The sequence below is a fragment of the Rathayibacter sp. AY1F3 genome, assembly GCF_002931975.1.
In the GTDB taxonomy this organism is placed as follows: domain Bacteria; phylum Actinomycetota; class Actinomycetes; order Actinomycetales; family Microbacteriaceae; genus Rathayibacter.
The window spans coordinates 76,916-103,588 of record NZ_PSVF01000002.1; the positions used below are offsets into that span (position 1 = coordinate 76,916).

The window sequence follows — 26,673 nt, forward strand, 5'->3', positions numbered from 1 at the left end:
GCCCTCCCGATCGGGAGGGCCGGACGGTGGTGCCGGCGGCTACTGCACGCGGGCGGTGCCGCTCATCTTCGTCCGCAGACCGCTGACGATCTGGATGACGACGGGCGTCTCCTCGCCGAGGAGGGCGTCCCACTGGCGGACGGCCTGGTCGACCGTCTGCCGGGTGCGGGCGGGCGAGGCGCCGCGGCGGGTGTGCGCGGTGACGCGCAGCACCTTCTGGTGCTTGATCTCGAACGCGGTCACGTCGACCGCGACGATGGACGGCTCCTGCGACAGGGCCTCCTCGAGGACCTGCTCGGCGACCTTCGCGTCGATGGTGACGGAGCCGCCGGTGGGCGTCCCCGCTCCCTCTCCGGAGCCGACGCGCAGCAGCGTGGCGGTGCGGCCGCGGCCCTGGCGCACGATGAAGCGCACCAGCAGCAGGATGAGGACGAGCGCGACGACCGCGATGACCCAGAGGATCCACGGGGTGCCGCCCGAGAGGGCCTGGCTCGTGGGGTCGGCCGCGTCCTGCGCGGCGGTGGACACGTTCTCCTGCACCTGCGGGAGCAGCGACCCCACCGCGACGGCGCCGCCGGCGAGGAGGAGGACGAGGCCCACGACGAACAGGAGCAGCCGGTTGAGGAATCGGTTCGTGGTGGTCATCAGCGGACCGTTCCCTTCTCGGACAGGCGCACCTTGGAGCGCAGGCGCGGGGTGCAGTCGAACGTGGCGAGCTCGGCGTCGACGGCCTCGCGGATCGGCGTGACGTCGATGCTGCGGCCGGAGGTGCGGGAGACCGTCACGTCGACGACGCGGGATCCGACCGACACCGACACGTTGTCCGGGTCGACGTCTCCGGCGTAGCCGGCGGTGCGGGCGACGGCCTGCGCGATGACGCGGTCGTCGACGATGGCCGCGGTGCGGTCGGTGCTGACGGCGCGACGGCCGCGACGGCCGGGCTTGAGCGACACGACGATCAGGACGAGCCCGATCAGCGCGAGCACGGCGCCGGCGGCGGCGGTCAGCGCGATGGGCGCCGCGGCCGCGTTGAGCAGCGAGGACGCTCCGTCCTGCGGGGCCACGAGCAGCGCGGGCTGGCCGAGGACGGCGAGGACCGCCTCCGTGCCCAGCCACGCGAACAGGAGGATGAGCAGGACGGCGAGGACGATCGCCGATCCGGAGCGGGACGAGTGCGTCTCGCGCCGCACCAGGCGCGGGTAGAGCGCCCGGCCGGCAGTGGTGGGAGTCGTCACGACACCCTCCTTCGTTCTCGGAGGTCGGCACCGGTGATCCGGAGGTCGACCCGGCCGATCGTGGAGCCCGTCAGTTCGAGGCAGCGCGAGCGGATGGTCGTCTGCGCCCGGCTGAGTCGGTCCAGCAGCGTCCCGGAGGAGCGGCGGCCCGTCTCGCCCAGGGGCGTGACGTGGATGGGGGCGTGCGCGACGACGTGGAGGCGTCCTCCCTCGTCGTCGAGCTCGACGGACACGTCGGACGAGTTCACGTCCAGCGCCTCCGCGGTGACGGCCGACACGACTCGGCGCACGGCGCGCGAGCTGATCGTCGTGCGGCCGTGGCTGGCCTCGTCGGCCATCACCGCCGCGGTCACGAGGACCGCCGCCCGCGGAGGGTGTCGCCGAGGGAGCGCAGGTCGAGCTTGCCCTCGACGACCCGCCCGACGCCGTAGCCGATCGCCATGGCGAGCGCGACCCAGAGGAGCGCCCAGAAGCCGAAGACGAGGGCGGTCAGCGCGAGGACCGCGCCGAGGACCAGGCCGATGTGGGACGGAGTCACTTGACGCGGCTCTCGGTCTCGTCGTCCTTGTCGTCCGAGGGGATGAAGACGTCGGAGATGGTGACGTTCACCTCGGCGACCTCCATGCCGACGACCGAGGAGATGGCCTCGGAGACGGCGGAGCGGATGCTGTCGGCGAGCTTCTGCAGTGCGACGGGGTACTCGGCGACGACGGTGATGTCGGCGGCGACCTGCTTCTCGCCGACCTCGACGGAGATGCCCTGGCCGCGGTCCTGCGCGTTGATCGCGTTGCGGATGGCGCCGATGGCGCGGGCGGCGCCGTTGCCCAGGTCGTGCACGCCGGGGACCTCGCGGGCCGCGATGCCGGCGACCTTCTCGACGACGCCGTCGGCGATCGTGTTCTTGCCGGCCGAGGTGGCGGTGCCGTGCTTGGCCGAGGAGGCGTTGGCGAGGCTGGTGGGGGTGACGTTGGTCATGATCTTCTCCAGATGGTCAGAGGTCGTGGCCGGGGCCGCGGTGCTCACGATCCGTGGCACATGATGAAGACGTGGCCCGGGGCCCGGACGTCCCGGTGGCTCAGCCAAGGTTCAGGGAACGTCGAGCGGAGATGCGTTTCGCGGCCACCGGCGTCCACAGGCCTCGGCGGCGCACTCGCTGAGCGGCCAGCGGAGTGCACAGCCGCGTCAGGCCGCGGTCGCCGTCCCCGCCGGGAGCCGGCGGTCGCGCCGACGGGTGAGGGCGCGGCGCCAGGCGGGGCTCCACCGCTCCTCGGCGACCGCGTTGAGGCCCCAGGACAGCAGGAGGACGACGACGAAGGCGACGAGTCCTGCTCCGTCGCGGCCGATCAGCGGCCAGAGCGCGCTGACGATCGCGCTGCCCACGACCAGATGGAGGATGTAGAGCGAGTAGCTGATCCGCCCGAGCCAGAGCAGCGGCGCCCATCGCAGCACGGCGGTCCGGCGCCGCATCGCGACGACCGCGACGGCCGCGCAGACGCCGAGGACGACTGCTCCGTCCGGCCCGCCGTGGAGGAGCTGGGCGTTCAGGGCCGCGATCAGAGCCGCCGGCACGGCGAGGAGCTCGAAGCGCCCCTGGCCTCGCGAGAGGAACAGCAGCATCCCGACGCAGAAGAGCGGTCCGTACTCGGCCAGCGTCAGGTTCGCCAGGACCCGGACGGCGACCGGCGCCGAGACGACGTCGACGCCTCCCGAGACGAGGTGGGCGGCGACGGAGGCGGTCGCGGCGACGCCGAGCCAGACGACCACCAGCACGCGGACCAGCCGATCCGTGAACCGGCACTTCGTGAGGACGAGCACGAGCAGCACCAGCAGGTAGAACTGCATCTCGACGGCCAGCGTCCAGAACGCGCCGTTCACGTTGGGCACCAGCAGCAGCCGCTGCACCATCGTGAAGTTGAGCAGCAGCTCCAGCGGCGTGAGGTCGGTGCCGGGGACGCGGGCGAGAGCGCCGACGACGATCGAGACGACCACCGCGATCCAATAGGCCGGGTAGAGGCGGCTGACGCGGGAGATCGCGAAGTCCGACGGCCGCCGCGCGCGGTCCGCGGACATCAGGATCACGAAGCCGCTGATGACGAAGAAGAGCTGGACGCCGAACTCGCCGAACGGGAGCGCGACGGATCCCGGCGGTGCATCCGGATGATCGAGCGAGAACGCGGTGGTGAAGTGGTAGACGACCACGCCGAGGGCGGCGAGGCCGCGCAGACCGTCGAGCTCGACGAAGCGTGACGCCACGGCTCCCCCGCTCCGGAGCCCCCGCCCCTCGCTCGAGTGTTCCAGAGCGCTCCGGTCGCCCGCGCGTCGGCCGTCCGTCGTTCCGCGCCGCGCCCGGCACCCGCCTCGACCCGCATCCCGGCGGCGGAGGCGCGGGGAGGGCGGCGCTACGCTCTCGGGATGGATGCGGAGCGCGCGGGCGAGGGGACGCCGACCCCGGCGCCGGGTGACTTCCCGTACCGGTCGCAGCTGCTCGCGAACCTGAGCGCGCTGATCCTCCTCTGGGAGTCGCCGACGCTGCAGGGCCGCATCCTCGCGGCGACCGGCGAATCGCTCGACCAGCCCGCGCACCAGACCCTCCGGCACCTCCTCGCCTGGGGGCCGATGCGCCCGACGGCCCTCTCTGAGGCGCTGGGCACCGGCGCCTCCTACATCAGCAAGATCGTCGGACGGCTGGAGCGCGACGGACTCGTGAGGCGGACGACCGACCCGACCGACCGGCGGGCCAGCCTGGTCTCTCTGACGGACGCCGGAGAGACGGCGGCCCGGGGCGTGTACGCGCTGGGCGACCGGATGATCGCCGAGGTCCTGGCCGGATGGTCGGACGACGAGGTCCGCCGGTACACCGAGCTGACCGAGCGGTTCGTCGCGGATGCGATCGCGTCGGCCTCGCGCATGACCGAGCGCGGACTCCTCCCCGCGGAGGAGCAGCGCGTCAGGCCTCGTGCAGGTGGCGGTCGAGCGTCATCCAGTTCTCCCGGCTGAGGCGGGCGGCGCCGTCGGTGTCGCCCGCGCGGAGGGACTCCACGATCGCGCGGTGCTGCTCCACGGATCCGCGGGCCGCGAGGGAGGCGAAGCGCTGGCGCTCGGCGCGGCGGATGAGCGGAGTGGCCTGCTCGAGCACGTCCTCGATCATTCCGTTGCCGCTGAGCCCGGTGAGCACCGCGTGGAACGCGTCGTCGGAGCGCAGCGCCAGCTCGACGTCGCCGTCCGCCAGCGCCCGGGCGAAATCGTCGTTCGCCGACTCCATCGCGGCGAGCGCCTCCGGAGTGACGGCCGGGCCGGCGAGGCGCGTGGCGAGCTCGTGCATGGCGGCGGCGATCTGCTGGGCGTCGCTGATGCTCTCGGCCGTGGCGGGGGTCACGATCGTCGCCCTGCCGGGCTTGGCCGAGACGAGGCCGACGCGCGCCAGCCGGAGCAGCGCCTCCCGGATCGGCGTCCGGCTGACCCCGAGCCAGGCCTCGAGCTCCTGGTCGCGGAGGCGCTCCCCCGGCTCGAACGTCCCGTCGACGATCGCGTCGCGCAGCGCGCGGTAGACGTCGTCGCGGAGGAGGGACCGGGGGGTGACGGCGGTCGTCTTCGGGATGGGCATACGGCGACGATAGCACCGCGCGATATATTGCATATGCCACTCGACCGCCGCCACCGGTGTCACTCCACCGACACCGCACCCGCTCCGCTCACCGCGAGCCGGGTGTCGAGCGGGAGCGGCTCCCACCGGTCGCCCGAGCAGAAGTCGGCGCGGTCCCGGTCCAGTCCGCTCGTCGTCACGACTTCGCCGCCGTCGAGCACGACCAGCGTCTGCACCCCCTCATCCTCGGACCGGTCGGGCCCGGACCAGGAGATCCCGGTCCGCTCCTCGACCGACTCCGGCGACTCGTAGGGGCAGACGACGAGGAAGTCAGAGCCGTCGACGCCGTCCACCTCCGCGAGGGCGAACGATCCGCCCGCCGCGGCCTCGGCGGCGTCCTCGACGGCGGGGCCGGGATCCGCCGCGCGCGCGCAGCCGACGAGCAGCAGCGCCGACGAGAGGACGACCGCGGCAGCCCGGGTCCGGCGGCCGGAGGCGGCTCCTCCGCCCGCCGGCCCCGTCACCGCGTCGCCCGCACCGCGTCGAGGATCAGCTGCGCGACCGCGTCCGGCTCCGAGACCGTCACGGCGTGCGACGCGTCGATCTCGACCGCGGTGGAGCGGGCGCGCTCGGCCATGAACCGCTGCGACTCGGCGGGGACGGCGAGGTCCTGACGGGTGATCAGGGTCCAGGACGGGATGCTCCTCCACCCGGCGGCCGTGGCCGAGTCCTCGAGCGCGGCGGCCGCGATCGGCCGCTGGGTCACGGCCATCAGAGCGGCGGTGGGTTCGTCGACGTCGGCCGCGAAGACCTCGCGGAACCGGTCCTGCTGGATGTAGAGGTCGTCGCCGGAGAACCCGCCGGACGCGAAGGGGACGGGGGTCAGGGCGGGGCCGAGCTCGCCGCCCGGGAACCTCCCGGCCAGCTCCCCGGTGCTCTCGCCCGGCTCCAGGAGGAAGCTGGCGACGTAGACGAGCGCCCGGACGTTCGCCGCGCCCTCCGCCGCCTCGCTCGCGACGGAGCCCCCGTAGGAGTGGCCGGCGACGACGACGGGTCCGTCGATCCCGTTGAGGACGCTGCGGAGGTACTCGGCGTCGGGGGCGAGCCCGCGGAGGGGGTTGGCGACCGCGAGGACGGGCAGGCCCTCGGCGAGGAGCCGGGAGGCGACTCCGTTCCAGCTGGACGACTCGGCGAACGCGCCGTGGACGAGGACGGCGGTGGGCCGGTCGCCCTCAGGGGTGAACGCGGACGTGGACATGGCTGCTCCTTCGGGATGAGGTGGTCGGACGACTGCATGCAATATATTGCATGCAGGTAGAAGAAGGCGAGAGGGTGGCGGGGAATTCCCGAGGCGGATGAACGGAGTGGTCCGGTCGCCTGGTCGGGGCCTCCCACCCTCCCGGCGAGCCGAGCGTTCAGCTCCCGTCGTCATCGACCTGCGCATGCGCGCCGACGTCGCCCAGGGCGAGACGCTCTCGACGGAGTGAATGCCTCCTGCCGGGCCGTTCCTGCGTGGAGGCGCGCGGACACGATGCCCCCACCGGCGCCGGAGAAGCCTCGCGCTCCTCGATGAGCGAGAGGACATAAGCTCGCACACGTGGCAGCCGGCGCAGTGATGTACAACTTCGCGATACAGCTGGCTGATGTGGACCGCGGTGTCTACGAGGACATCACGTTGCGGGCCGCTCGGCACCCCTCCGAGACCGACGCGTACATGATGACGCGCGTGCTCGCGTACTGCCTCGAATACGTGGAGGGGATCACCTTCAGCGAGGGGATCTCGTCGACGGCGACCGAGCCGGCGGTGCTGGTTCGCGATCTCACCGGCAAACTGACCACGTGGATCGAGGTGGGCGCGCCGGATGCCGAGCGACTGCACTTCGGGAGCAGACTGGCCGACCGCACGACGGTCTACACGCATCGCAACCCGGAGAAGGTGATCGCGGCGTGGTCCGGCAAGCGCGTCCACCAGCTCGAGCAGATCACCGTGCAGAGCTTCGACCAGGGGTTCCTGGATGCCGCGGTCGCGGTACTCGAGCGCCGCAACACGCTGACCGTGTCGGTCGTCGAGGGGCAGCTGTATCTCGAGTTCAACGGCGTGACGTCGAGCAGCGACATCCACGTGCATCAGCCGGGCTGAGCCGGCGCCGAGTGTCACGAGGTCCGTGTCCGAAAGACCGGTCGGAGGACACGATGGAGCATGACGGCAGAGCACTCGCCGCCGACGAGACCGATCCCTCACCTGTCGCGAGCGTGCACGTCAGGGCGGTGGTGACCTGGCTGGCGATCTCTCCTCTGGTCACCATCGGGATGACAGTGCCGGCCCTCGTCGCGGACGAGTGGCCTCCTGTTCTGCGGGCCTTCGTCCTGACCGCCGTCGTGGTGCCGCTCGCCGTCTACCAGGTCGTGCCGCGGCTGCTCCTCCTGCACGGCCGGATCGTCGCCTTCCGCGGACGTCGCCGAGCGGCCCGAGGCTGAGGTCGGACGCTGACGACTCCGGACGCCGAGGGGCTCGAGGCCGCTCCTCGTCGAGTGGGGTCTCGGCGAGCCGGTCACGGGCGATGGTCGCGGGGGATGCCTGCTCCTCGACGCTGCGGGTGTTGAGTCCGAGGAGTCCCTCGGGGGGTGAGTTCGGCGCTGATCGAGTCGATGATCCTTCGCTAACGCCGAGGGCCGCTTCCCTGAGGAAGCAGCGTAAGTGGCGGCGGAGTACCGGGCGCTGTGCCGCGGGTGAATGAGACGCTGCGACGACTGGCCGACCAGTGATCCCCAACGTCACGTACGGCGGGGACATGGGCGGTCTCGTGCGCTACCTCGCGGGCGAGGGGCGCGCGAACGAGCACACCGAGCAGCACTTGATCGCGGGGAACCCGGCGATCATGGCGATGCACGGTGAGAGCGTCCTCGACCAAGCCGAGGCCGCCGCGATCGCGGCAGAGTTGAACGAGTACAAGAACTTCTTCGGCGTCGAGGTGACCCGCCACGAGAAGGTGTTCGACAAGGACTCCGGCGAGTAGATCGGCAGCAAGCGCGTCGCCGCTGACGTCTGGCACTGCTCCCTCTCGCTGCGTGCGGAGGAGGGGCAGCTCACCGATGAGCAGTGGGGACGGATCGCGACCGATTTCGTGGACCGGATGGGGTCCGCCGGCGAGTCCTCCGCAAAGGCGGACTGCCGGTGGATCGCCGTGCGGCACGGGCTGTCGAAGAACGGCAACGACCACATCCACATCGCTGTCTCCGCGGTGCGCGCCGACAGGACGAAGGCGCACGTCGCGTATGACAAGGCGCTCTCGCAGACGGTCAGCCGTCGACGACGACCGGCTCACCATGCCCGTCGGCGACATCCGCGAGCCCAACCCTTCGGCGGAGCGGGCGCTCATCGCGGACTACCGCGCGGCGGTCGCCGGCGACGTCCCCGCACTCGAGCTGAGTGTTGCGGAGGAGTGGAAGCGCGTCAGCGATCCGGTCGGCTACCAGGACTACCGCGTCGAGACTGCCGTCGCCTTTGATGACCGTGGCCGCGTGCAGCCGGCGGACCCGGCGGTGGCTGAAGCCGCGCGCGCGGCTCTCGTGCAGGAGTGGCGCACCGACCAGGCCGGCGGACCTACCGTCGCCGCGGCGGACGCCGAGCGGGCACAATCCCGGCGCGACGTCACCGAGGCCCAGGTGATGATCGCGGAAGCCGACCGCCTCGACCGCGCCAACGAAGGCTCCTCTTCGGTCGCGTCGTCCGAGATCCCTATCGACTCCGCACGACGTGCCGACGCGCTCGAGCAGCAGGCCGCTCAGTACGACCGCGACGCGGATGGGGGTGGCACGCCCACGCAGAGCTCGGAGGAGCTGCGTAGCCTCGCTGAGGACGCCAGGGCCCAGGTCGCCCTCTACCGCGACGACAGCAGTACGCAGCGCAACCCGGATGACGTTCAGGCGCCAACTGGGGCGGGGCGTGCAGTCGCGGCTCGCTCCGAAGGAGAACTTGCGTACGACAGCGCCGAGCGCCGCGCGCACACGGCAGCGACGATGCAGGCTCAGAACGTCCCGGAGGAGCAGGTGAATGCGCGGATGACCGTCGACGCATCCTTCGCCACTCCCGCCCGCGGTGTGGAGTCCACGAAGCGCGCGCGCGTCCCCTCGACCCGTGGTAGCCGCGGCCAGGGGGCTCAGATCGAGCGGTACAAGCCCGGCCGCTGACGCCTTCCTCGGCAGCAGGATCATCCCGCCGGCCATGCGAAGAGCTACCTACGTATCTAGCTACCTATCTCACTGATCGAGCTGCCTCTGAGGAACCGAGCCAAGTGCTGCGTCGCAGTCTGGTGTCTTAGGAGATCGAGCTCGAGATGGCTGTAATCAGGCAGGCGGGCGTCGCGATGATGAGGGCGGCGAATCCGAATGTCGCTTTTTTGCAGGCGGCGAATTTTCGATCTGCTGTTTTCGCGAGGTCGTGCGTCTGTCGCCAAGCGTCTTCGTCGCGGAAGGTGGTGCGGGCGTGATGCTGCAGGTCATCCAGGGGAAGTCGAGCCATTGCTGGCCAAGCGAAGCGGTTCGGCTCGAGCGTTCCCGTAGTCCTGCTCGGCGTGATTGCGCGGACGATCCAGATGACCGTCCAGAGCAGAGCGGCGATCGACACTGTCGCAAGAACTGCGATGGCGATGCCGGTGGGTGTGTAGTCGATCTGCTTGAGCACCGTCTTCGCGTTCGCCACGGACATCGCGAGCACCGCGGCGACGCCGGCGCTGAGGATGGTCGCCTTTGTGTCGGCGAAGCGCACCCAGTTCGAGACGTGCTCCATCGCCTCAAGCGCGCCCTCCGGCTGGTCGCTGGGTGAAGGGCTGCTCTTAGGCTTCATCCAGCTCATGGCGCACTCCTTCGGCAGGCCAGCGGCGGGACATGCGCCATTCGGTGTAGGCGGCGAGCCAGTGTGCGGCCCAGGCGGTTGCGGTTGCTGCAGTGTGTACGGCGGGATTCCAGTCGCTCTGATCGGCGACGCAGAGGTTGCCGCTGTCGTAGAGGTGAGGAGATCGCACCCAGCGACCTGAGGAGTACGCGCCGAGCTGCGGGCCGAACACTCGGATGCTGGGGAGCCCCTCGTCGCGGCGGAGGAAGATTCCGACCTTGAAGCGGCCGCGGCCGGTGTTGATCACGCCGAACCACGTCGGCGGTCGCGTTCCGTTTGCGGGAGAGAACTTGAAGCCCGGGAACGCGGTCCCCATCGACTCGCGGTGACGCAGAAGAGCGTCCTCGTCGTCCCACCAGGCTGCTGTCGTGGTTGCCAGGAGAGGGTCTCGTCCGCCGTGGAAGGTGTGTGATGCGATGGGGGTGACCGAGCCATATGTGGAATGGCTCGCGCCGGTGGCAGCGTGAGTGATGCCGTCGGTGACGATCCGACCGTCGACTGTCACGTAGCGGGGTACCTCGATGCCGAGGTGACGGAGCAGGGACGGAATGGTCATGAGGTCCTCCTCTAGGAGATGGCGATGGAAGCCGTGGGTCGGCCGTGCAGCTGGTCGAGCGCCGACTGAAGGTGGGGGAGCGAGCGGCGCCAGCGGTAGTCGTAGAAGTGGTAGTACCGGGGCTCGTAATCCCGCTGGTACTTCTTCGGAGACTCGGCGTGCTCGGTGTAGTTGTCCTCGTCCGGCAGGAGACCTGCGAGGTTCTCGCCGATGACGATTTCCCACGATTTCGCCTGCTTCTCGCACTTCGCAGCGAAGTTCGCCGCGAAGCCGAGCGGGTTGACCTCGCTGTGCTCGTCGCTGCCGCTACGGATGAAAGTGATCGTGCCGTGGTCGAGACCGGCACGCGCCTGGACAGGGCGGATCCCGCGCTGCTTGAGCAGCGGATTGACTTCCGTGTTGACGGCGTTGAGCGCGAAGGCGCAGGCAGCTAGTGCCATTGCGGCGTCAACCTCGCTCGTTCCGGGTCCGAATCCGGCGAAGAGACCGTCTCCACGCAGTCCGAGGGGGAACCCGCCGAACGCGATGACGGTCTCGATGAACCCTGACAGCACGGCGTGGGCAAGATCTGCGACCTCGGCGGGGTCGTCCCAGAAGCTGCGGCCAGTGAAGTCCGTGAGGTCCAGGAAGGCGACGGTCATCGCTGCCGTCGTCCGTCCACCGACCGGGAGGTCTTCGAAGCGGGGGTGAGCGAGAGAGCGCTCCTGAGCTTTCGAGAGCAGCACCGATCCGTCGCGGCGGGCCGCGAAGTCCCGCATCACTGTCTGGCCGAACTGCTGCGGCGTGAACGTCGACATGGTGCTCTCCGATCGCTTGTCTCTTGGACCGTACTCGTCTAGTATGTATCACGCAAGGGGTGATGACCTGATTACAGTTTAGCAGCCTCTCAAACGTGCGTTACCCTCAGCTAGGCATCAGCCCGTAGGTGATGAGGTGGGTGGGGGTTGCGCGTTGACATCAGAGACGACGTCCTCCGTCGTCTCGCGGAAGACCGAAGCTTCATGCCCAAGGGCTGGAATCAGGACGTCATCCGCTCCTTCCGCAAGAAACTGCAGCTGCTCGAAGCGGCGAAGGACGAACGGGAGGTGCGCGCTTGGAAGTCGTTGCATCTCGAAAAACTGCTGGGAGACCGAGCGGGGTCATCGTCGATCCGGCTCAACGACCAGTACCGCCTGATCCTCCGCTTCGAGACCGATGACGACGGCCGCTTCGTCGTTGTCCTCGAAATCGATGACTATCACTGAAAGGAGCCGCACCATGGCAACCGTCCGCGCTGAAGTGTTCCCAGCGGGGGAGTTCCTTGCCGACGAGCTTGAAGAGCGCGGCTGGACCCAAGCCGAATTCGCCGAGATTCTCGGCCGCCCTCCTCAGTTCGTGTCGGAGATCATCGCTGGCAAGAAGGAGATCACCCGCGAATCTGCAGCGCAGCTCGGCGCCGCCCTCGGAACCTCGCCCGAGACGTGGCTGAAGCTGCAGGACCAGTACTTCCTCTGGCGTCAGGAGCAGGACGAGCGCACTCAGGCGGCACTAGGTGAGGTTCGGGTGCGTGCTCGCTTGAAGGAGCTTGCTCCGATCTCGATTCTCGTCAAGCGAGGATTTATCACGTCAAGCCGGCTCGAGGAGCAAGCCGAGCAACTCGCGCAGCTCTACGGAATGCCCTCCATTGAAGGCGAGCCCGACCTCCAGATCGCCGCCCGCCGAACAAATGAAAACGAACAGTTGAGCGCTACGCAGCGGGCCTGGGTCGCATGTGTTCGTGCGGTGGCGAGGCGGAAGGCGGTCGCCGAGTACTCTCAGGAGGCGCTCAGGTCTCTGGCCGTGCGTCTATCCCGGGCCGTGCGAGACGAAGCAGATTTCGGGACACTCCCTGAGCTTTTCGCTGAGTGCGGCGTGGCGCTCGTTTATGTGGAAGCGTTCCCCTCAAGCAAGCTCGACGGCTGCTCCTTCATGCTGGAGGAGACCCCCATCATCGGTATCTCAGGCCGGGGAAAGCGCCTCGACAAGGTGCTTTTCACGTTGCTCCACGAGGTCGCTCACATAGTGCTCGGTCATCTGGAAGGAGGCGGCGTGATCGTCGACGAACCTGACGACCACCACACGCTAGGTGTAGAAGATGATGCTGACAAGCTCGCAGGCGGATGGATGTTCCCCGGAACCTTCCCGGCGGCGCCCGCACGAGTCGGAGCTGACTGGGTTGCGCAAGTAGCCAACACGATGGGTGTCCACCAGATTTTGGTCGTCGGCAGACTTCAAAATGACCATGTGTTGAACTGGCGGACCGCGCTCGTGAAGGGCGCTCCAACGGTCGACGCGCAGCTAGCGCTGTGGTCCTAGCCGAACAGCTTCAAGCTCACGCTCCGAACCCCTCTCCACGATATCGATAATTGATATTATGTCAGTTTAGGGAGAATCGCTGTGAATACCGCGCCTCGGGCGGGACGCGTGGTCGGTGTCGAGACGGTGATGGTCCCGCCAGCCTGAGTCAGGATCGCTCGGGTGATAGCGAGGCCGAGACCGGTGCCGCCGTCGTCGCGGGTTCGGGCTTCGTCGAGCCGAACGAAGGGCTCGAAGATCCGCTCGCGGTCCTGCTCGGCGACCGCGGGGCCGTCGTTCTGCACTTCCAGCCGCACGAACGAGCCCTCCTCGCTCGGCACACGGTCAAGCCGGACCACGACGAGCGAGCGGGCGTGGCGGAGTCCGTTGTCGAGCAGGTTCTCGACGACCCGTTCGAGCTGCGGTCCGCGGAGGCCGACCACTAGCGGAGTCGTGGGCAGCTCGGCGGCGAGGCGCACCCGCTTCGGCACCCGCGCTCGCCGGCGGTCGAGCGCCTCGGACACGACCTCGACGGCGTCGACCCGATCCTCAGACCCGGCGCCACCCGCGGAGCTCACCGTCAGGTCGAGGAGATCGTCGGCGAGCACGCGCAGCCGCTGCGCCTCCGTCTCCACGTGCCGGAGGACCTCGTCCGGTGACAGCGAGCCGGGATGGGCGCGGGCGACCTCCAGCGCGGCGAGGAGGGAGGAGAGGGGGGTGCGCAGCTCGTGCGCGGCGTCGGCGATGAAGCGGGCCTGGCGCGCAGACGCCTCGTCGATCCGCTCGAGCATCCCGTTCAGAGTGCGGGCGAGGGCTCGGAGCTCGTCGTCGACGGCCGGCTCGTCGATCCGGGCACCCGCCGGGGCGCCCGACACCGCGTCGGCCGCGCGCCGCATCCGCTCGACCGGGCGGAGGGCGCGACGGACGGCGACCGCGGCCGTGCCCGCGACGAGGACGACGACGAGCAGGACCGAGCCCCAGAGGAACGGATCGAGGACGGCGACGGTCGCGTCCGCGGCGTCGGTGGTGGCCATGACGTACACGCGGTAGGGCGTGTCGTCGGAGCTGCCGTCGAGCCCGTCGGAGGGCCCCATGAAGGTGCCGCTGATGGCGGTGAGGGTGCGGCCGGCGAGCGGTCCCGCCGTGATGACGACCGGCCAGCGTCCTCCGACGAAGCGCTCCGTTGAGGGCGGAGGGATGGGGAGCGAGGGGGCGTCGCCCGGCCAGGAGAACTCGCCGGAAGCGGCGACGACCGCTCCGTCTCCCCGGACGAGGACGTAGGGCAGCGCTCCGTACCCGCCGGAGACGGGCTCGCCCGCCTGCACGGCATCGGCGATCTGGTCGGCCTGCGAGCCGGCGAGACGCTCCGTCGCCTCCATCCGGCTCGAGTAGAGGGCTCCCCGCATCAGCAGTGCGGCGACGACCAGCAGCGCCAGCGTCAGCGCGCCGGCCCACAGGGCGATCCGCCCGGCGATCCCGCCGCGAGCGAGGAGGGCGCGCCGCCGCCGGGTCATCGGCGGTCATCCACGAGCCGGTAGCCCGCTCCGCGCACTGTGACTAGCGACCGGCGGTCGAAGGGGCCGTCGATTTTTCGGCGCAGCGCGCTGATGCGGGCCTCCACGAGATTCACGTCGTCCTGCTCGCCCTCCCAGGCTTCGAGGAGCAGCGTCTGCTTGCCGACCACTGCTCCGTCCGCTCGCGCGAGGATCTCGAGCAGCGACCACTCGCGCGCGCTCAGCTCGATCGCCGTCTCGCCGCGGTGGACCCGCCGCCGTGCGCTGTCGAGCCGCAGGTCGCCGACGGTCACCAAGGGGTCCACGAGCGCGGCGGGCCGTCGGAGCAGGCTGCGCAGGCGAGCGACGAGCACGGCGTAGGCGAACGGCTTGCGGAGGTAGTCGTCCGCGCCCGCTTCCAGCGCCTCCACCTCGTCGAGTCGGCCGTTCTTGGCGGTGAGGACGATGATCGGCGTCTGGATCCCCTCCGCCCGCAGCCGGGTGCTGACGGCGAATCCGCTCATCACCGGCAGCATCAGGTCGAGCACGATCGCCGCGTAGGCCCCGGTCGCTGCGAGCAGGTAGCCGGCCCTTCCGTCGTGCGCGACGTCGACCACGAAGCCCTCGGCGGTGAGTCCCGCGGCGAGGATCCCCGCGAAGCTCCGTTCGTCGTCGACGAGGAGGATGCGCATGGGGCGAGTGTTCCACAGCGGCCGGACCGCGCTCCTGACGGGGACGTCAGCCGTCGTCAGGGGCGCGTCAGCGGCTCCCGCGCACGCTGACGTGATGACCTCAGCAGCCACGACCCCGGGCGCCGTTGCCTCCGCTCAGGCAGGGAGGGCCCTGCGCGCGCCCCGGCCCGCCCGGGCCGTCCTCGTCTTGGCGTGGGCCGCGGCGCTCGCCCTCGCGCTCCTCTACGCGGCCCTCTCCTTCCGTCGGCACGCTCGCTTTGAGACCACCGGCTACGACCTCGGGATCTTCGAGCAGGGAGTGCGGGCGTACGCGGACGGCAGGCTGCCGACGTCGCTGCTGAAAGGCGTCGACTACCCCCTCCTGGGCGATCACTTCTCCCCGATCATCGCGCTCCTGGGCCCGGTCTACGCTCTCGTTCCCGGGCCCGGCACTCTGCTCGCCGCCCAGGCCGTGATGCTCGCCGTCGGCGTCGTCCCGCTGATGCTCTGGGCGGGTCGCGCCCTCGGCGCCGTGGCGGCCGTGATCGTGGGAGCCGCCTACGGCCTGGCAGGCGGTCTCGCCCACGCCGTCGCTTTCGACTTCCACGAGATCGCCTTCGCGGTCCCGCTGCTGGCGTTCTCGCTCTCGGCCCTCGGACGGCGGCGGCTGCTCGCCGCCGCGCTGTGGGCGGGTCCGCTGGTGCTGGTGAAGGAGGACCTCGGGCTGACGGTCGGTGCGGTGGGCGGGGTGATCCTCCTGCTCGGTCGCGGAGCGGCGCGGGACAGGCTCCTCGGACTCTTGACGGCCGCCTTCGGGGTCGCCGCGACGCTGCTGGAGACCGGCGTGCTCATCCCGGCGGCCAATCCCTTGGGCGCGAACGCTTACACGGGGCAGGTGACCCTGCCGACGGCGCTTCAGCAGTTGTCCGGGCTCCTGACGAACGAGCTGAAGATCTCGACGCTCGTGGTGCTCCTGCTCCCGACCGCGTTCCTCGCGGTGCGGTCGCCGCTCGCCCTCGTCGCCGTCCCGACCCTGGCGTGGCGCTTGCTCTCGGACAACCCGAACTACTGGGGCACGGCGTTCCACTACGACGCCGTGCTCGTGCCGATCGTCACCGCGGCCCTCGTCGACGTCCTCGCGCGCACCTCGGCGACGACGTCCGCTCAGCGCACGCGGCGCCGTCTGCTCCTCGTCGCGAGCGCGCTCGCCACCGCGGCTCTCCTCGTGCACTCCCCGCTGATGCGGCTCGTGTCGCCGGACCTCTGGCGGGAGCCAGTGCACGCCCTCGCAGCGGAGGCGGTGCTCGACCGGATCCCGTCGGGAGCGCGTGTCGCCGCGTCCAACTCGCTTGCTCCGCACCTGACCGCACGCGCGGACGTCTCCCTCCTCGGGATCCTGCCGGTGGATGCTGTCGCGCCCGAGTACGTCGTCGCCGATACGTCCCTGGCGTCGCAGTGGCCGGTCGGTGGGGACAGCCTGCGGGAGCTGCTCGCCGAGGCTGCGGGCTCGGGTTACCGAGTGGTGGCGGAGGATGACGGGATCACGTTGCTCCGCAGGGACGACCTCGAGCGCTCGGATGTCTCCGACGGCGGTAGGTGATACGACCCGGCTTCCCCTCCGGCCGCCGACTATCGCTGCTCGACGAATGTCGGGAAAGGTGTCGACTCCCGTTCCTGCCGGCGCGCCGGAGCCCGGTCGTAGTCTCGCGGCGTGCTGATCTGTGTCCGACGGATCACGAGCCGCGAGGAGTTCCGTCATGTCTGACAACCCCACCATCGTCCTGGTCCACGGTGCCTTCGCCGACGCCGCCAGCTGGGCGCCTGTGACCCGCCGCCTTCTCGAGGAGGGCTACGACGTCCGGGTCCCGCCCGTGTTCAACCGGAGCCTGATCGGCGACTCCGCCTACATCAAGTCGTTCGTGGAGCAGATTGACGGACCGGTCATCCTGGCCGGGCACTCGTACGGCGGCGCTGTGATCACGGTCGCGGGAGTCGCCGAGAACGTCGTCGGCCTCGTCTTCGTCTCGGCGTACGCACTCGAGGAAGGCGAGAGCCTGGGTGCGCTGCAGGGCGGCTTCCCGGACTCCGACCTCGCGGCGAACCTCGTCTACGCCCCGTATCCGATCGAGGGCGCCGACCCCGGAACGGACGTGTCGGTGAAGATCGACGCCTTCCCCGCCGTCTTCGCCGCAGGTGTGCCGGAGGACGAGGCGCGCGTGCTCGCCGTCTCGCAGCGGCCCCTATCCGCTGTCGCGTTCGGGGAGAACGCACCCGTGGCCGCGTGGAAGACGAAGCCCTCCTTCGGCATCGTGTCCAGCGCCGACCACACCATCAACCCCGACGTCGAGCGCTTCGGCTACAAGCGCGCCGGAGCCCGCACCGTCATCGAGATCGACGCGCCGCACCTGGTCATGCAGACCCACCCGGCCGAGGTCGCCGCGTTCATCATCGAGTCGATCGACGCCCTGGCCCCCGCATGAGCTTCGACCCGCTCGCCTTCGCGATCGTCGAGCCGCGCACCTTCGAGCAGCTGCAGATCGGTGAGATTTTCCGGGCCCCGAGCCGGACGCTGACGGAGGCTCACGCGTCCGCGTTCCAGGCCGTCTCCGCCGACAACCACCCCGTGCACTACGACGAAGTGTGGGCGAGAGCCCACGGGCATAGTGCTCCGGTGGTCCACGGTCTGCAGGTGCTCGCCTTCACGGCTCCGGGAGCGACCCTGTTCCCCCACGTGATCGGTGAGGTGTTCATCTCCTTCACCGGCCTGTCGGCGCAGTTCCTCGGAGAGGTGCACGCCGGCGACACGCTGTACTCGCAGCTCGAGATCACCGCACTGACCCCCGAGGGCCCGAACGGTGTCGTCACGGCGAAGGTCACGGTGCGCAATCAGCGCTCCGAGATCGTCCTCGCCGGGGAGCACACGTACCTGCTCCAGCGTTCGGCCGAGTAGGTCCTGGCATGACGTCGCCGCAGCTCACCCGCCGTTCCCCGACCCGTCCGGGGCGGTTCTCGTGAGCGCGGCGACGTCTGCGGTCGCCCAACCGGGCGCCTTCGCGCCGCTGCGCATCCGGATCTTCCGCTGGCTTTGGATCGTGTCGACGATCAGCAGCATCGGCAGCTGGATGCAGACCGTCGGAGCGCAGTGGTTCCTCGTCGAGAACAATGCCTCCCCGGCGGTGATCGCCCTGGTCCAGACCGCCGCCGCCGCGCCGGCGCTGCTTCTCGGCATCCCCGCCGGTGTGCTCGGCGAGTTCCTGAACCGACGCCACCTCCTGATCGGGGTCCAGGCGTTCCAGACCCTCGCCGGACTCGCGCTTGTCGTCCTGTCCGTCGCCGACCTCCTCAACCCTGTCCTGCTGCTGACCCTGACCTTCCTGATCGGCGCAGCCTCCACCGTCTGGTTGCCGGCCTACCAGGCGCTGATTCCTGAGCTGGTTCCGCGCCCGCTGATCCCGAACGCCGCCGCGCTCTCCTCCATCGGAGTGAACGTGGCGCGCGCCATCGGCCCAGCACTCGCCGGGCTCGTCATCGCGCAGGCCGGGATCCCGTTCGTCTTCGCGGCGAACCTGCTCACGTTCGCCCTGTTCCTCCTCGTCCTGATCGGCTGGCGCGGCTACACGCCGGCCGCCCCTCAGCGAGAGCCGTTCGTTTCCGCGACCCGGGCCGGGCTCCGCTATGTGTTGCACGCCGGCGTTGTCCGACGGATGTACCTGCAGCTGGGCCTGTTCATGATCCCCGCCAACGCGCTCTGGGCTCTTCTACCGGTCTTCGCCAGCGCCCACCTCGGACTCGATTCCAGCGGCTACGGCATCTTGCTCGCCGCCCTCGGGATCGGATCTGTCAGCGGTGCATTCCTGATCCCGCGCCTGCGCAGTCGATGGGGAACCAACGCCACGGTGATGATCTCCACCGTCGTCTACGGAGCGGGACTCGCCGGCGCCGCGTTCTCGACGGAGCTCGTCGTCACGCTGCCGATCCTTCTCATCGTCGGTGCTGCCTGGATCGGAGTGATCGCCACTCTGAACGGGACCGTGCAGGCGTTCCTGCCCGCGTGGGTGCGTTCGCGGGGACTCTCGATCTACCAGCTCGTGCTCTTCGGCGGAACAGCACTCGGAGCCGCGCTCACGGGCGCTCTGGGGACCGCCTTCGGCACGACGCAGACCCTCGTCGGCGCAGGAATCGTCATCATCGCCGTCGGCGGATCGCTTCTGATCGCTCCGCTGCTGTCTACAGCGGACAAGGATCGGCGCGTCCTCTCGCTCCCGCTGACGGATGTTCCACCCGTCGTCACACCTTCACAGCCTGACGACGCAGCGTCCGGCCCGGATGACGACGACCGCTCCACCCTCGTGATGGTCCGCTACGAGGTGCCCGGCGAAGCCCGCAGTGCGTTCCTCGCCGTGGCACGCGATCTCGAGCGCAGCCGGCGACGGACAGGTGCTCGCAGCTGGCAGCTGTACACGGAGCGCGAGAACGCAAGCGTCCTGATCGAGGTCTTCGGCGTGGGCTCGTGGCGAGAGCACCTGCAGCAACATGACTCCCGCACCACCGGGTACGACCAGCAGATCATCGAGTCCGCTCGAGCGCTCGCGACGGGCGTGCCGGTCACCGAGCATTTCCTGGCCGCGGGCCGGATGTAGATACGGCGCTCACCACCTGGCGAGAGCCGACGTCAGCCGGCCTCCTGCTCGATAGCGGCAAGAGTGGCCTGGTTCGCCCGGATCATGTAGTGCTGGATCGCCTGCTGCTGCTCGTCCCAGGTTCGTCGGACGATCTTCTGAGGGCGAGTGGAAATCGAGTCGGAGTCGGCATGGAGCTTTTTCCGCAGGAAATCGATGGCGTCGGCAGCGAATGTTCCGGGCGGCGCGAGCCACACCAGCATCAACAGGCCGCCGGGCACGGCGAGGGTCTGCCACGGGAACTCGCCGAACCCGAACCCGTCGACGAACACCGGGGCTGTTCCGTCCGAGAACGGGAACGCCTCGTGTTGCGCCCACATCCTCCGGAAGTCCGTATCGCGTACCGAGAGGTCTCCAACGATCTCCTGAAGCCGAGGATCATGCGGGTTGGCGTGGTAGCGCAGAGCCGCTACGCAGGTCCTCGCGACGTTCTGCCAGCTGGCCAGTCCCCGACCCTCAGCCGGCGCTAGGAAGGTCGACTGGACGGTGTTGTAGCCCGGCACTCCGACTGACGGGATCAATGCCTCGGCCAAAGCGTTCGAGATGAGCACGTCCTGATTAGGATCTACGACGTAGACCGGCAGATCGGACCACTGCTCGACGAGGTGTCTGACCAGGTCGGAGACGGGCGGTGCCGACCGCACTGCGGTGTGTGGCGGAGCGGGGAGGGCGAGGCGGTAGAAGTAGGCCGCCGCATCGTCCTTCAACGAGAGGGCGCGGGTCAGTCCGGCGAGTACCTGCTCCGACATTTGATAGGCCCGACCCTGTTCCAGACGGACGTAGTAGTCGAGACTGATCCCGGCCAGGTCGGCGACCTCTGCCCGACGCAGGCCGTGCACCCGTCGGTTCGGGTCGGGCGGATATCCGACGTCTTCAGGCCGGAGCTGAGCCCGGCGAGCCCGGAGGAACTCAGCCAGCTGACGTGCATCCGAGGACATACAGACCTTCGGTCGGGGGTGGCCCGGCGACGATCATCGCCGAGGGCACTCAGCATGACGTCGCTACTGTCGCGCGACATCCCCTGCACCCGGAGCCGATGTCATCTGTTTTCGCGTTCTCCTTGCACCCGCTCGATGAGTGCGCGCCGGCTGGAGATGCCCCACTTGTCGTAGATGCGTCGGACATGCGTGATGACGGTGTTCTGTGTCACCGAGAGGTCCAAGGCGATCTGTTTGGTGGTGACCCCCTGCGCCAGGCGCTCCGCTACCTGTCGCTCGCGAGCGCTCAGCATGCCGTGGTGATCGGCGGCGGCCTTTGGGCGTCGACGGATGCCGACGGCGCGCAGTCGCTTCAGCACGCGGTCAGCGTCACGGTTCGCTCCGTGCGCCTCGTACAGGTCCGCGGCCTCCTGCCACGGCTCCTCGGATGCGCGTTGTGGCTCGTCAGTGTCCAGGCGTGCACGACCGAGGTCTTCGAGAGCGCTGGCGAGAAGGAGCGGCCGCTCGCCCTGCCGCAAGAGAGCGACACTGCGCTCGAGCTCGGTCACCGATCCGGTGGCGATGCCGCGCACCTGGCTGTCGATGGCGTTGGCGAGCGTGTTCCCCGGGTTCATCAGAGCCCGTTCGTTCGTCACTGCTGAGAGACGCTGCAGCCGCTTCGTTGCACCGCTGCGGTGCCACATCCGAGCGAGCATGGCATCGTCCCCGAAGTCGGCAGGTGTCGTCATCGAGGGGGTCGGTGCCGCCAATGTCTCGTACGCGCCCTCTGTAGTGCGCAGCACGGCTTCGCTATCGCCGTCCGCGTCGGCAGTGAGTGCGAGCAGCCAGGATCCGGCGAGGCGCAGTGACGGGTCCGCGGCCATCTGCTGCACGTCGGCGCGTTGCGCAGCGCAGGCCGCGAAATCACCCTCGACGAGTGCGATCCGATAGAGCACGACGCCGGCGGTGGCGCGGGCGAAATCGCCCAAGCCCAATTCTTCCGACATCGCGATCACGTTCTCCGCGTGCAGCTTCGCTTCGGCCAACTCCCCCAGGTCGAACAGGATCCGGCACCGCACCATGGTCCAGAATGCGAGCGCCACGGCATTGCGCGTGCGTCGCATCTCGTCACTGGAAACCTCGGCCTGGCGGAGAGCTTCGCGGTTCTCACCGACCGAGTTCGCGAGAAACGCCGGCCACAAGATTTCGGGAAGCCACTGCGCGGCGATGAAGCCCGGCAGGTTCATCATGCGAGCCGTCGCTGTCTCGATGAGATCCGCGGCGAGGTCGAACCGGTTCTCGTAGAAGCGCAGGACGGATTCGGTGGCGTCCACCGTCGAGAGTGCGGCGGCCTCCCCCGCCGCCTCAGCAGCCGCGCGCGCCTCGATGAGGGTGGACTCCAAGCGCGTGTGGTCGCCGAGATTCGCCAGATTGAGCGCCTTCACGGCGAGAAGCTGAGCGCGGGTGTTGATGGAGACGCCATCGACGAGCAGGGCGGCGGTGGTGGTTCGGACCGCGCTGCTGAACGACGACTCGGTCTGCAGTCGGGCGACGGCGAGCTGCAGACGCGCCGAAGCTTCGAGTGGCAATACACGGCTGACTCGCTCGGAGAACTGCATCGCTACGTCCGGAGAGCCCCCGACCCAGAGGACGGGGACCAGCTCGGACAGCAGTTCGTTCTGCTTATTGGTCGTCGCGAGTTCGAGTGCCCGACGGGCGAGACCGGCGGCACCGATCGCGTCGCTGGCTGCCAGCTCGAGGGCCGCGTCGTGTAGGAGCGCCACCGCTGCAGCATCCCCTCGGTTTGCAGAATCTGCGACGGAAGAAGCGACAGTTAGAAGAGGCTCGCCCGAGCGCAGACGGATGTCCGCGGCGCGCCGACGCAGATGCGCACGGATGGAAGGACTGAGCATTGCCTCCGCGGTCTCCCGGATCGCATCGTGCCGGAAGTGCAGCGGAGAGCCGTCGACGAGGATGTCGGCCGTGATGGCCTGCTCGACGTCGCGGATGAGATTCGATGTGGTCTCTTCGAGCAGCTCGGCCAGGTCGGTCAGGGTGAAGGTGCGTCCCAGCGTCGCCGCGACCTGAACCGTTCGGGATGTGGAGTCCGGGAGATGCGCGATGCGCTCGCGAATCGACGATCCGAACATCATCGGCAGGGTCGCCTGATCCGCACGAGCAGTGGCGACGTCGCCGTCAAGCCTGACGAGGTCCTCTTCGAGCAGCCCGTGCGCGAACTCCGCGATGAGCAGGGGAAGGCTCTCGGCCCGGCTGAGCATCGTTTCCAGGTGATGGTCGGGTCTCGCTCCAAGGATGTCGGCGGCCATTTCCATCGCAGCAGCGATATGCAATGGTTCGACTGTCACCGTCGTTCCTGCTGTGAGTAGTTGATTCATGGTCGCGCGAACCCCAGGTCCGTGCTCTCCCCCGCGAACCGCGAACGCCCACAGGATCGGAAGGTCGCTGAGGGTCGCGATGAGGGACCGGAGGATCGCGAGGGACGCCGAGTCCACCCACTGCAAGTCGTCGACGACGACCAGGACGCAGTTCTCGGCGGCAGCGGATTCCAGGCCGTTACGGAAAGCCTGAGTGAGCCAGTACCGGCTGTCGAGGTTGCCCGTCAAAGCCTCTACGTCGGCCGTGCGCAGAATCGGTGGACGAGCGGCGAGAGCCGCTTCCACGAGAGCAGCTGTGGGCAGTAAGTGCGACTCCGGCTCCGGGGCGGCGACGACGGCGCGCCACCCGAGCCGCTCGCTCTTGGTGATGACCTCTCCGAGAAGACGGGTCTTCCCGGCCCCTGGGGCGCCGACGAAAAGCAAAGCGCGGCTCTCGCCCGACGCGACATCCCGGATCGCCTGGTCAACGATTCCTGTCTCCCAGCCGCGGCCTCGCAGGGGAAGCCGGAAGTTGCTGCTGGCGCTTCCAACGAGGACATCGCGCGCACTCGAGCGCTTGTCAGATGAGGCGTCCGGTGTACTCATTCGTCCATTCAACACTGCTGATCAGACCCCCTCATGCGGCACGGAGCGGAGAGGGTGTTCACCTAACACGAGCCGGACGCCAGGCGCGCGAGGGCAGCCTCAGACCCCGGATCTGCGCCCTGGCCGATGATGAGGAGATCATCGGCATCGTCGGGAACGGTGAAGATTTGGTAGCGCAACTCGACTTTTCCCACGGCCTCGTGGCGAAGAGTCTGAGTCCCGTTCTGCTCCATCTCAGTGGAGGCGGCCGCCCACTCCGTTGCGAAGTGCGGGCTCAACGACGCCAACTCCCCGACCAGAGCGCGGAACGCGTCATCCGGGCCGTGCACGTCGAGGGAGTAGCGCAGGATGGCGGCCACCCGCGCTCTCACGCCTCGCGCGTGCACGAGCTCAGGTGCATCAGCGGCATCAATGAAGGCGCGTCGCGCGAGGTTGGCGCCTCGCGCGAACGTCGGTGTGAGCGCTCGCAAGGCGGCGCTGGAAGCGATGACGGTGAGATGCCGATCGACCAGCACCGCCGGCGTTGCACCCATTGCCTCCACGAAGGAGTAGAGGAACGGCCTCGGATCCACCGTGTCGGCAGCTGGGAATCTCGGTTCGGCATCGAGGTTCATGAGTGCTGGCCCTCTCGTCGTTGATTGCGGTCGTCGCGTCGAAATTTCATCGAAGACGATCTCGCCTGAGAATGCACACAACATTGGTCGAGCGTGTCTGACAGCTCCGGGCGCGCCTAGAGGAGTGGGACTGAGGGTCCTACCCGGGATCGCGGGCACAGCCCTACCGTCGCCTCACCATGACGATTCACGATGTAGCTGACCAGCTCGCCGAGACGATCAGACGCCCCGCGGTAATCGATGACCTCCGCTACCAGCCCCTCGTCTCCTCCCGACCACTCGGGCTGCTGCGTGAAGAGACGATGTCGGCTCTCCTGCACCCGCAACCTGGTGAGCGGCGACGAGCCTTCGCCGACGCGGTCGCCAAGCGCTGGATCCTCCGCGGCACCCAGACCGCGGTCTGGGCCGTGACCCTCGACGCCGATATCTCGGACTTGGAGCAAGTCGCCATGGGGCGCCGCCTCGGTGGCAGTCGAGCGACCTCGATGGACTTCCTCCAAGCACGCGACGGACTTCTTCTCTTCCTCGGGTCCCGGGCTCATGCCCATAGCGATGACGGCGCCATCCGCCAGGATGCGCAGCAACGCGGCCTGCAGATCCAGTCGATCGGCACCGCTCAGGTCAACAGTCGAGACGACGACCTTCTCCCTGCGGTGGAACGCGCGATGACCGCTGCACGCATCACGGCCATCGTCCCTCAGCTCCCCAACACTGCTGACATCACTCAGCTCGGCCCGTGGGCGATGCTGTCGATGATCTCCTGCGACCGCTCCTACCTCGAGATCTTCTCCCCCGCGGCTCACGCCCTCAGCGGTCCGGATGATGAGGAACGCCGCAGAACCGTCGAGGTCTATCTCGATTCCGGCTGCCACCCGAGCGTCGCCAGCAGGATTCTGCACATCCACCGCACCACGCTCTACTACCGCATCGAGCGCATGCCGGACGTGGTGCGCGAAGCGCTCGATGACGGAGTCGCTCGCAGTGCTCTGCACCTGTGCCTCAAACTCATCCGTCTCTGGGACAGCGCCGGACGATAGCGATCCTGCACACGGCGTCAGCAACGCGACATTTGTCGGGCGAGGTTGCGACGCGAGGCCAATGCCCTCAGGGAGGAACCCACTTACCGTCCTGGGTGACCCGATGAAGACCGTCTCACCGCCATCTTCCGAATCGTCTGAAAGGCTTCCCATGTCGATCATCAACTCGAAGAACCATGTCCTTGAACTCGGGGATCACCGATGAGCGCGCAGAGTCCGACCGGCGCCGGAACCGACACCGGGCAGGGCCACCACATCACGGATCTGCCTGTCGGCCTGAGCGCCGAAGGAACCCGCACTGAGTTCGACAGCATGGGCTCCGTCGACGTCCCCGCGAACCGGTATTGGGGAGCTCAGACTCAGCGCTCCCTGCGGCACTTCTCGATCGGCAACGACAAGATGCCGAAGGAGGTGTACCACGCTTACGGCTACGTGAAGAAGGCCGCCGCCCTGGTCAACGAGAAGGCGGGCCGGCTGCCGGCATGGAAGGCCGCCGCGATCGTCCGAGCAGCGGACGAAGCGATCTCCGGCGAGCTGGACGAGCACTTCCCGCTCTACGTCTGGCAGACCGGCTCGGGCACCCAGAGCAACATGAACGTCAACGAGGTGCTCTCCAACCGTGCGATCCAACTGCTCGGCGGAGAAATCGGCTCACAGCAGCCGATCGGCCCCAACGACGACGTCAACATGGGCCAGTCCAGCAACGACACCTTCCCGACCGCGATGCACATCGCCGCGATCCTCGAGATCGACGGCCGCCTCCTCCCGCAAGTCACCGCCCTCACCGAGGAGCTCGAGGCGAAGTCCGCGCAGTGGATGGACGTCGTGAAGATCGGCCGCACCCACCTCGAGGACGCCGTACCGCTCACCGTCGGCCAGGAGTGGTCCGGCTGGGCCGCACAGCTGCGCTCCTGCCTGACCCAGATCCACAGCAGCCGTGTCGGCCTGTACGAGCTCGCCGCCGGCGGCACCGCCGTCGGAACTGGTCTGAACGCCCCTGCCGGCTTCAGCGAGGACATCGCCCGCACCATCGCCGAGCTGACCGACAAGCCCTTCTTCACCGCACCGAACAAGTTCGCGGCCCAAGGATCGCTCGACGCGATGGTCCGCGCGCACGCAGCACTGCGAGGCCTCGCCGTCGCGCTGATGAAGATCGCCAACGACATGCGCTGGCTGGCCTCCGGCCCGCGCACCGGGTTCGCCGAACTGGTGCTGCCGTCGAACGAGCCGGGCTCCTCGATCATGCCCGGCAAGGTGAACCCGACCCAGTGCGAAGCGATGGTGATGATCTCCATCCAGGTCCTCGGCGATGACACCGCGGTCGCCTTCGCCGGCTCGCAGGGCAACTTCGAGCTGAACGCGATGCGGCCCGTGATCATCAACAACTACCTCCACTCCGCGCGCATCCTCGGCGACGGCATCGAGAAGTTCCTCACCTATTCAGTGAAGGACACCGCCTTGAACGAGAAGAAGATCGCCGAGTACGTCGGCGAGAGCCTCATGCTCGTCACCGCCCTCAGCCCCGTCATCGGCTACCAGAACGCCGCGCACATCGCCGAGAACGCCCTCGCCAACGATCAGACCCTGCGCGAGGCAGCGATCGCCTCAAGCCACGTGACCGCGCAGCAGTTCGATCAGATCGTCATCCCCGCCAAGCTCACCGGCACCGGCGTCCGCGGCGCCTGAGCACGCCACCACCT

The 26,673-nt window shown here is 68.8% G+C and carries 30 protein-coding genes and 1 pseudogene; 14 read left to right on the top strand and 17 right to left on the bottom strand.

The window, feature by feature from the left end:
- Positions 1-39: 39 nt before the first annotated feature.
- The 6 genes from C5C39_RS02100 to C5C39_RS02125 form a co-directional block, all read right to left on the bottom strand.
- Entirely contained in the window at positions 40-645 is a 606-nt protein-coding gene (locus C5C39_RS02100) for a hypothetical protein (protein WP_104232926.1), read from the bottom strand.
- Positions 645-1,235 (bottom strand): DUF6286 domain-containing protein, encoded by a 591-nt coding sequence (locus tag C5C39_RS02105; RefSeq protein ID WP_104225847.1) that lies wholly within the window; start codon positions 1,233-1,235, stop codon positions 645-647. Before C5C39_RS02105 ends, C5C39_RS02100 begins: the two co-directional genes overlap by 1 nt.
- Positions 1,232-1,588, bottom strand: a complete 357-nt coding sequence (locus tag C5C39_RS02110; RefSeq protein WP_244230558.1) for a hypothetical protein — start codon at positions 1,586-1,588, stop codon at positions 1,232-1,234. The genes C5C39_RS02105 and C5C39_RS02110 overlap by 4 nt, the downstream gene beginning before the upstream one ends.
- Complete coding sequence (locus C5C39_RS02115) at positions 1,585-1,773, bottom strand: DUF2273 domain-containing protein (RefSeq protein WP_104223990.1); 189 nt, start codon at positions 1,771-1,773, stop codon at positions 1,585-1,587. The genes C5C39_RS02110 and C5C39_RS02115 overlap by 4 nt, the downstream gene beginning before the upstream one ends.
- A complete protein-coding gene (locus C5C39_RS02120) occupies positions 1,770-2,210 on the bottom strand; it encodes an Asp23/Gls24 family envelope stress response protein (protein ID WP_104223989.1) in 441 nt (146 codons plus the stop codon). The genes C5C39_RS02115 and C5C39_RS02120 overlap by 4 nt, the downstream gene beginning before the upstream one ends.
- A gap of 207 nt (positions 2,211-2,417) precedes the next feature.
- Entirely contained in the window at positions 2,418-3,488 is a 1,071-nt protein-coding gene (locus C5C39_RS02125) for an acyltransferase (RefSeq protein ID WP_181136294.1), read from the bottom strand.
- A gap of 159 nt (positions 3,489-3,647) precedes the next feature.
- Between C5C39_RS02125 and C5C39_RS02130 the strand changes: the two genes are divergently transcribed.
- A complete protein-coding gene (locus C5C39_RS02130; RefSeq protein WP_104352630.1) occupies positions 3,648-4,232 on the top strand; it encodes a MarR family winged helix-turn-helix transcriptional regulator in 585 nt (194 codons plus the stop codon).
- On the opposite strand, the gene C5C39_RS02135 is transcribed toward C5C39_RS02130, so the two are convergent.
- From C5C39_RS02135 to C5C39_RS02145, 3 genes are read right to left on the bottom strand one after another with little or no spacing between them, the layout of a single operon-like run.
- Positions 4,183-4,839 carry a GntR family transcriptional regulator gene (locus C5C39_RS02135; RefSeq protein ID WP_104352545.1) on the bottom strand — a complete coding sequence of 219 codons (657 nt, stop codon included), beginning with the start codon at positions 4,837-4,839 and terminating at the stop codon, positions 4,183-4,185. The two genes, C5C39_RS02130 and C5C39_RS02135, sit on opposite strands and share 50 nt — an antisense overlap.
- Positions 4,840-4,898: 59 nt before the next feature.
- Positions 4,899-5,342 (bottom strand): hypothetical protein, encoded by a 444-nt coding sequence (locus C5C39_RS02140; RefSeq protein ID WP_104352546.1) that lies wholly within the window; start codon positions 5,340-5,342, stop codon positions 4,899-4,901.
- Entirely contained in the window at positions 5,339-6,076 is a 738-nt protein-coding gene (locus C5C39_RS02145) for an alpha/beta hydrolase (RefSeq protein ID WP_104352547.1), read from the bottom strand. Before C5C39_RS02145 ends, C5C39_RS02140 begins: the two co-directional genes overlap by 4 nt.
- Positions 6,077-6,415: 339 nt before the next feature.
- Between C5C39_RS02145 and C5C39_RS02150 the strand changes: the two genes are divergently transcribed.
- From C5C39_RS02150 to C5C39_RS02165, 5 genes and pseudogenes are all read left to right on the top strand, one after another.
- A complete protein-coding gene (locus C5C39_RS02150) occupies positions 6,416-6,958 on the top strand; it encodes a YaeQ family protein (RefSeq protein ID WP_104352548.1) in 543 nt (180 codons plus the stop codon).
- Between the two features lie 53 nt (positions 6,959-7,011).
- On the top strand, positions 7,012-7,296 hold the full coding sequence (locus C5C39_RS17790) for a hypothetical protein (RefSeq protein WP_104352549.1): 285 nt from the start codon (positions 7,012-7,014) through the stop codon (positions 7,294-7,296).
- 314 nt (positions 7,297-7,610) lie between these two features.
- The gene (locus C5C39_RS02160) at positions 7,611-7,835 is read left to right on the top strand and encodes a hypothetical protein (protein ID WP_146083477.1); all 225 of its coding nucleotides are present in this window, start codon (positions 7,611-7,613) and stop codon (positions 7,833-7,835) included.
- A pseudogene (locus C5C39_RS17955) lies at positions 7,836-8,117 on the top strand (relaxase/mobilization nuclease domain-containing protein); the annotation flags it as partial.
- Positions 8,118-8,145: 28 nt separating this feature from the next.
- Positions 8,146-9,009 (top strand): hypothetical protein, encoded by an 864-nt coding sequence (locus C5C39_RS02165; protein WP_146083863.1) that lies wholly within the window; start codon positions 8,146-8,148, stop codon positions 9,007-9,009.
- A 127-nt stretch (positions 9,010-9,136) separates the two neighbouring features.
- Here the strand turns inward: C5C39_RS02165 and C5C39_RS02170 are convergent, their stop codons facing one another.
- Genes C5C39_RS02170 through C5C39_RS02180 form a run of 3 tightly spaced genes read right to left on the bottom strand, consistent with a single transcriptional unit; the run spans position 9,137 to position 11,065 of the window.
- Positions 9,137-9,673: a Pycsar system effector family protein gene (locus C5C39_RS02170; protein ID WP_104352551.1), complete on the bottom strand. Its 537-nt coding sequence runs from the start codon at positions 9,671-9,673 to the stop codon at positions 9,137-9,139.
- Positions 9,654-10,268, bottom strand: coding sequence for a hypothetical protein (locus tag C5C39_RS02175; RefSeq protein WP_104352552.1), 615 nt, complete (start codon positions 10,266-10,268; stop codon positions 9,654-9,656). Before C5C39_RS02175 ends, C5C39_RS02170 begins: the two co-directional genes overlap by 20 nt.
- Positions 10,269-10,279: 11 nt before the next feature.
- Positions 10,280-11,065: an adenylate/guanylate cyclase domain-containing protein gene (locus C5C39_RS02180; protein WP_104352553.1), complete on the bottom strand. Its 786-nt coding sequence runs from the start codon at positions 11,063-11,065 to the stop codon at positions 10,280-10,282.
- 147 nt (positions 11,066-11,212) lie between these two features.
- Here C5C39_RS02180 and C5C39_RS02185 point away from each other — a divergent pair, with 147 nt between their 5' ends.
- Entirely contained in the window at positions 11,213-11,512 is a 300-nt protein-coding gene (locus C5C39_RS02185) for a type II toxin-antitoxin system RelE/ParE family toxin (protein WP_104352554.1), read from the top strand.
- Between the two features lie 13 nt (positions 11,513-11,525).
- Positions 11,526-12,602, top strand: coding sequence for a HigA family addiction module antitoxin (locus C5C39_RS02190; RefSeq protein ID WP_104352555.1), 1,077 nt, complete (start codon positions 11,526-11,528; stop codon positions 12,600-12,602).
- Positions 12,603-12,658: 56 nt separating this feature from the next.
- Here the strand turns inward: C5C39_RS02190 and C5C39_RS02195 are convergent, their stop codons facing one another.
- Together C5C39_RS02195 and C5C39_RS02200 are read right to left on the bottom strand one after the other, a co-directional pair.
- The gene (locus C5C39_RS02195; RefSeq protein ID WP_104352556.1) at positions 12,659-14,095 is read right to left on the bottom strand and encodes a HAMP domain-containing sensor histidine kinase; all 1,437 of its coding nucleotides are present in this window, start codon (positions 14,093-14,095) and stop codon (positions 12,659-12,661) included.
- Complete coding sequence (locus C5C39_RS02200) at positions 14,092-14,766, bottom strand: response regulator transcription factor (RefSeq protein ID WP_104352557.1); 675 nt, start codon at positions 14,764-14,766, stop codon at positions 14,092-14,094. Before C5C39_RS02200 ends, C5C39_RS02195 begins: the two co-directional genes overlap by 4 nt.
- A gap of 94 nt (positions 14,767-14,860) precedes the next feature.
- Between C5C39_RS02200 and C5C39_RS02205 the strand changes: the two genes are divergently transcribed.
- The 4 genes from C5C39_RS02205 (at position 14,861) to C5C39_RS02220 (ending at position 19,385) form a co-directional block, all read left to right on the top strand.
- On the top strand, positions 14,861-16,345 hold the full coding sequence (locus C5C39_RS02205; RefSeq protein ID WP_104352631.1) for a DUF2079 domain-containing protein: 1,485 nt from the start codon (positions 14,861-14,863) through the stop codon (positions 16,343-16,345).
- 157 nt (positions 16,346-16,502) lie between these two features.
- Positions 16,503-17,225: an alpha/beta fold hydrolase gene (locus tag C5C39_RS02210; protein WP_104352558.1), complete on the top strand. Its 723-nt coding sequence runs from the start codon at positions 16,503-16,505 to the stop codon at positions 17,223-17,225.
- Positions 17,222-17,695 carry a MaoC family dehydratase gene (locus C5C39_RS02215; protein ID WP_104352559.1) on the top strand — a complete coding sequence of 158 codons (474 nt, stop codon included), beginning with the start codon at positions 17,222-17,224 and terminating at the stop codon, positions 17,693-17,695. The genes C5C39_RS02210 and C5C39_RS02215 overlap by 4 nt, the downstream gene beginning before the upstream one ends.
- Positions 17,696-17,756: 61 nt before the next feature.
- Positions 17,757-19,385 (top strand): MFS transporter, encoded by a 1,629-nt coding sequence (locus C5C39_RS02220; RefSeq protein WP_181136295.1) that lies wholly within the window; start codon positions 17,757-17,759, stop codon positions 19,383-19,385.
- Positions 19,386-19,417: 32 nt separating this feature from the next.
- Here the strand turns inward: C5C39_RS02220 and C5C39_RS02225 are convergent, their stop codons facing one another.
- The 3 genes from C5C39_RS02225 to C5C39_RS02235 form a co-directional block, all read right to left on the bottom strand.
- Positions 19,418-20,362 (bottom strand): helix-turn-helix domain-containing protein, encoded by a 945-nt coding sequence (locus C5C39_RS02225; protein WP_104352561.1) that lies wholly within the window; start codon positions 20,360-20,362, stop codon positions 19,418-19,420.
- Positions 20,363-20,463: 101 nt separating this feature from the next.
- A complete protein-coding gene (locus C5C39_RS02230; RefSeq protein ID WP_104352562.1) occupies positions 20,464-23,322 on the bottom strand; it encodes an AAA family ATPase in 2,859 nt (952 codons plus the stop codon).
- Positions 23,323-23,384: 62 nt separating this feature from the next.
- The gene (locus tag C5C39_RS02235; protein WP_104352563.1) at positions 23,385-23,936 is read right to left on the bottom strand and encodes a hypothetical protein; all 552 of its coding nucleotides are present in this window, start codon (positions 23,934-23,936) and stop codon (positions 23,385-23,387) included.
- A gap of 179 nt (positions 23,937-24,115) precedes the next feature.
- Here C5C39_RS02235 and C5C39_RS02240 point away from each other — a divergent pair, with 179 nt between their 5' ends.
- Positions 24,116-24,973: a helix-turn-helix domain-containing protein gene (locus C5C39_RS02240; protein WP_104352564.1), complete on the top strand. Its 858-nt coding sequence runs from the start codon at positions 24,116-24,118 to the stop codon at positions 24,971-24,973.
- A gap of 201 nt (positions 24,974-25,174) precedes the next feature.
- A complete protein-coding gene (fumC, locus tag C5C39_RS02245) occupies positions 25,175-26,659 on the top strand; it encodes a class II fumarate hydratase (RefSeq protein ID WP_104352565.1) in 1,485 nt (494 codons plus the stop codon).
- The last annotated feature ends 14 nt before the right edge of the window (positions 26,660-26,673 follow it).

Excerpts from the sequence above, each read along its gene's own strand:
- C5C39_RS02145 (WP_104352547.1), bottom strand. The coding sequence starts at position 6,076 with ATGTCCACGTCCGCGTTCACCCCTGAGGGCGACCGGCCCACCGCCGTC.
- C5C39_RS02135 (WP_104352545.1), bottom strand. The coding sequence starts at position 4,839 with ATGCCCATCCCGAAGACGACCGCCGTCACCCCCCGGTCCCTCCTCCGC.
- fumC (WP_104352565.1), top strand. The coding sequence starts at position 25,175 with ATGAGCGCGCAGAGTCCGACCGGCGCCGGAACCGACACCGGGCAGGGC.
- C5C39_RS02195 (WP_104352556.1), bottom strand. The coding sequence starts at position 14,095 with ATGACCCGGCGGCGGCGCGCCCTCCTCGCTCGCGGCGGGATCGCCGGG.
- C5C39_RS02130 (WP_104352630.1), top strand. The coding sequence starts at position 3,648 with ATGGATGCGGAGCGCGCGGGCGAGGGGACGCCGACCCCGGCGCCGGGT.
- C5C39_RS02200 (WP_104352557.1), bottom strand. The coding sequence starts at position 14,766 with ATGCGCATCCTCCTCGTCGACGACGAACGGAGCTTCGCGGGGATCCTC.
- C5C39_RS02230 (WP_104352562.1), bottom strand. The coding sequence starts at position 23,322 with ATGAGTACACCGGACGCCTCATCTGACAAGCGCTCGAGTGCGCGCGAT.
- C5C39_RS02180 (WP_104352553.1), bottom strand. The coding sequence starts at position 11,065 with ATGTCGACGTTCACGCCGCAGCAGTTCGGCCAGACAGTGATGCGGGAC.
- C5C39_RS02170 (WP_104352551.1), bottom strand. The coding sequence starts at position 9,673 with ATGAGCTGGATGAAGCCTAAGAGCAGCCCTTCACCCAGCGACCAGCCG.
- C5C39_RS02215 (WP_104352559.1), top strand. The coding sequence starts at position 17,222 with ATGAGCTTCGACCCGCTCGCCTTCGCGATCGTCGAGCCGCGCACCTTC.
- C5C39_RS02225 (WP_104352561.1), bottom strand. The coding sequence starts at position 20,362 with ATGTCCTCGGATGCACGTCAGCTGGCTGAGTTCCTCCGGGCTCGCCGG.
- C5C39_RS02100 (WP_104232926.1), bottom strand. The coding sequence starts at position 645 with ATGACCACCACGAACCGATTCCTCAACCGGCTGCTCCTGTTCGTCGTG.
- C5C39_RS02190 (WP_104352555.1), top strand. The coding sequence starts at position 11,526 with ATGGCAACCGTCCGCGCTGAAGTGTTCCCAGCGGGGGAGTTCCTTGCC.
- C5C39_RS02160 (WP_146083477.1), top strand. The coding sequence starts at position 7,611 with ATGGGCGGTCTCGTGCGCTACCTCGCGGGCGAGGGGCGCGCGAACGAG.
- C5C39_RS02175 (WP_104352552.1), bottom strand. The coding sequence starts at position 10,268 with ATGACCATTCCGTCCCTGCTCCGTCACCTCGGCATCGAGGTACCCCGC.
- C5C39_RS02205 (WP_104352631.1), top strand. The coding sequence starts at position 14,861 with ATGACCTCAGCAGCCACGACCCCGGGCGCCGTTGCCTCCGCTCAGGCA.
- C5C39_RS02165 (WP_146083863.1), top strand. The coding sequence starts at position 8,146 with ATGCCCGTCGGCGACATCCGCGAGCCCAACCCTTCGGCGGAGCGGGCG.
- C5C39_RS02210 (WP_104352558.1), top strand. The coding sequence starts at position 16,503 with ATGTCTGACAACCCCACCATCGTCCTGGTCCACGGTGCCTTCGCCGAC.
- C5C39_RS02120 (WP_104223989.1), bottom strand. The coding sequence starts at position 2,210 with ATGACCAACGTCACCCCCACCAGCCTCGCCAACGCCTCCTCGGCCAAG.
- C5C39_RS02235 (WP_104352563.1), bottom strand. The coding sequence starts at position 23,936 with ATGAACCTCGATGCCGAACCGAGATTCCCAGCTGCCGACACGGTGGAT.
- C5C39_RS17790 (WP_104352549.1), top strand. The coding sequence starts at position 7,012 with ATGGAGCATGACGGCAGAGCACTCGCCGCCGACGAGACCGATCCCTCA.
- C5C39_RS02240 (WP_104352564.1), top strand. The coding sequence starts at position 24,116 with ATGACGATTCACGATGTAGCTGACCAGCTCGCCGAGACGATCAGACGC.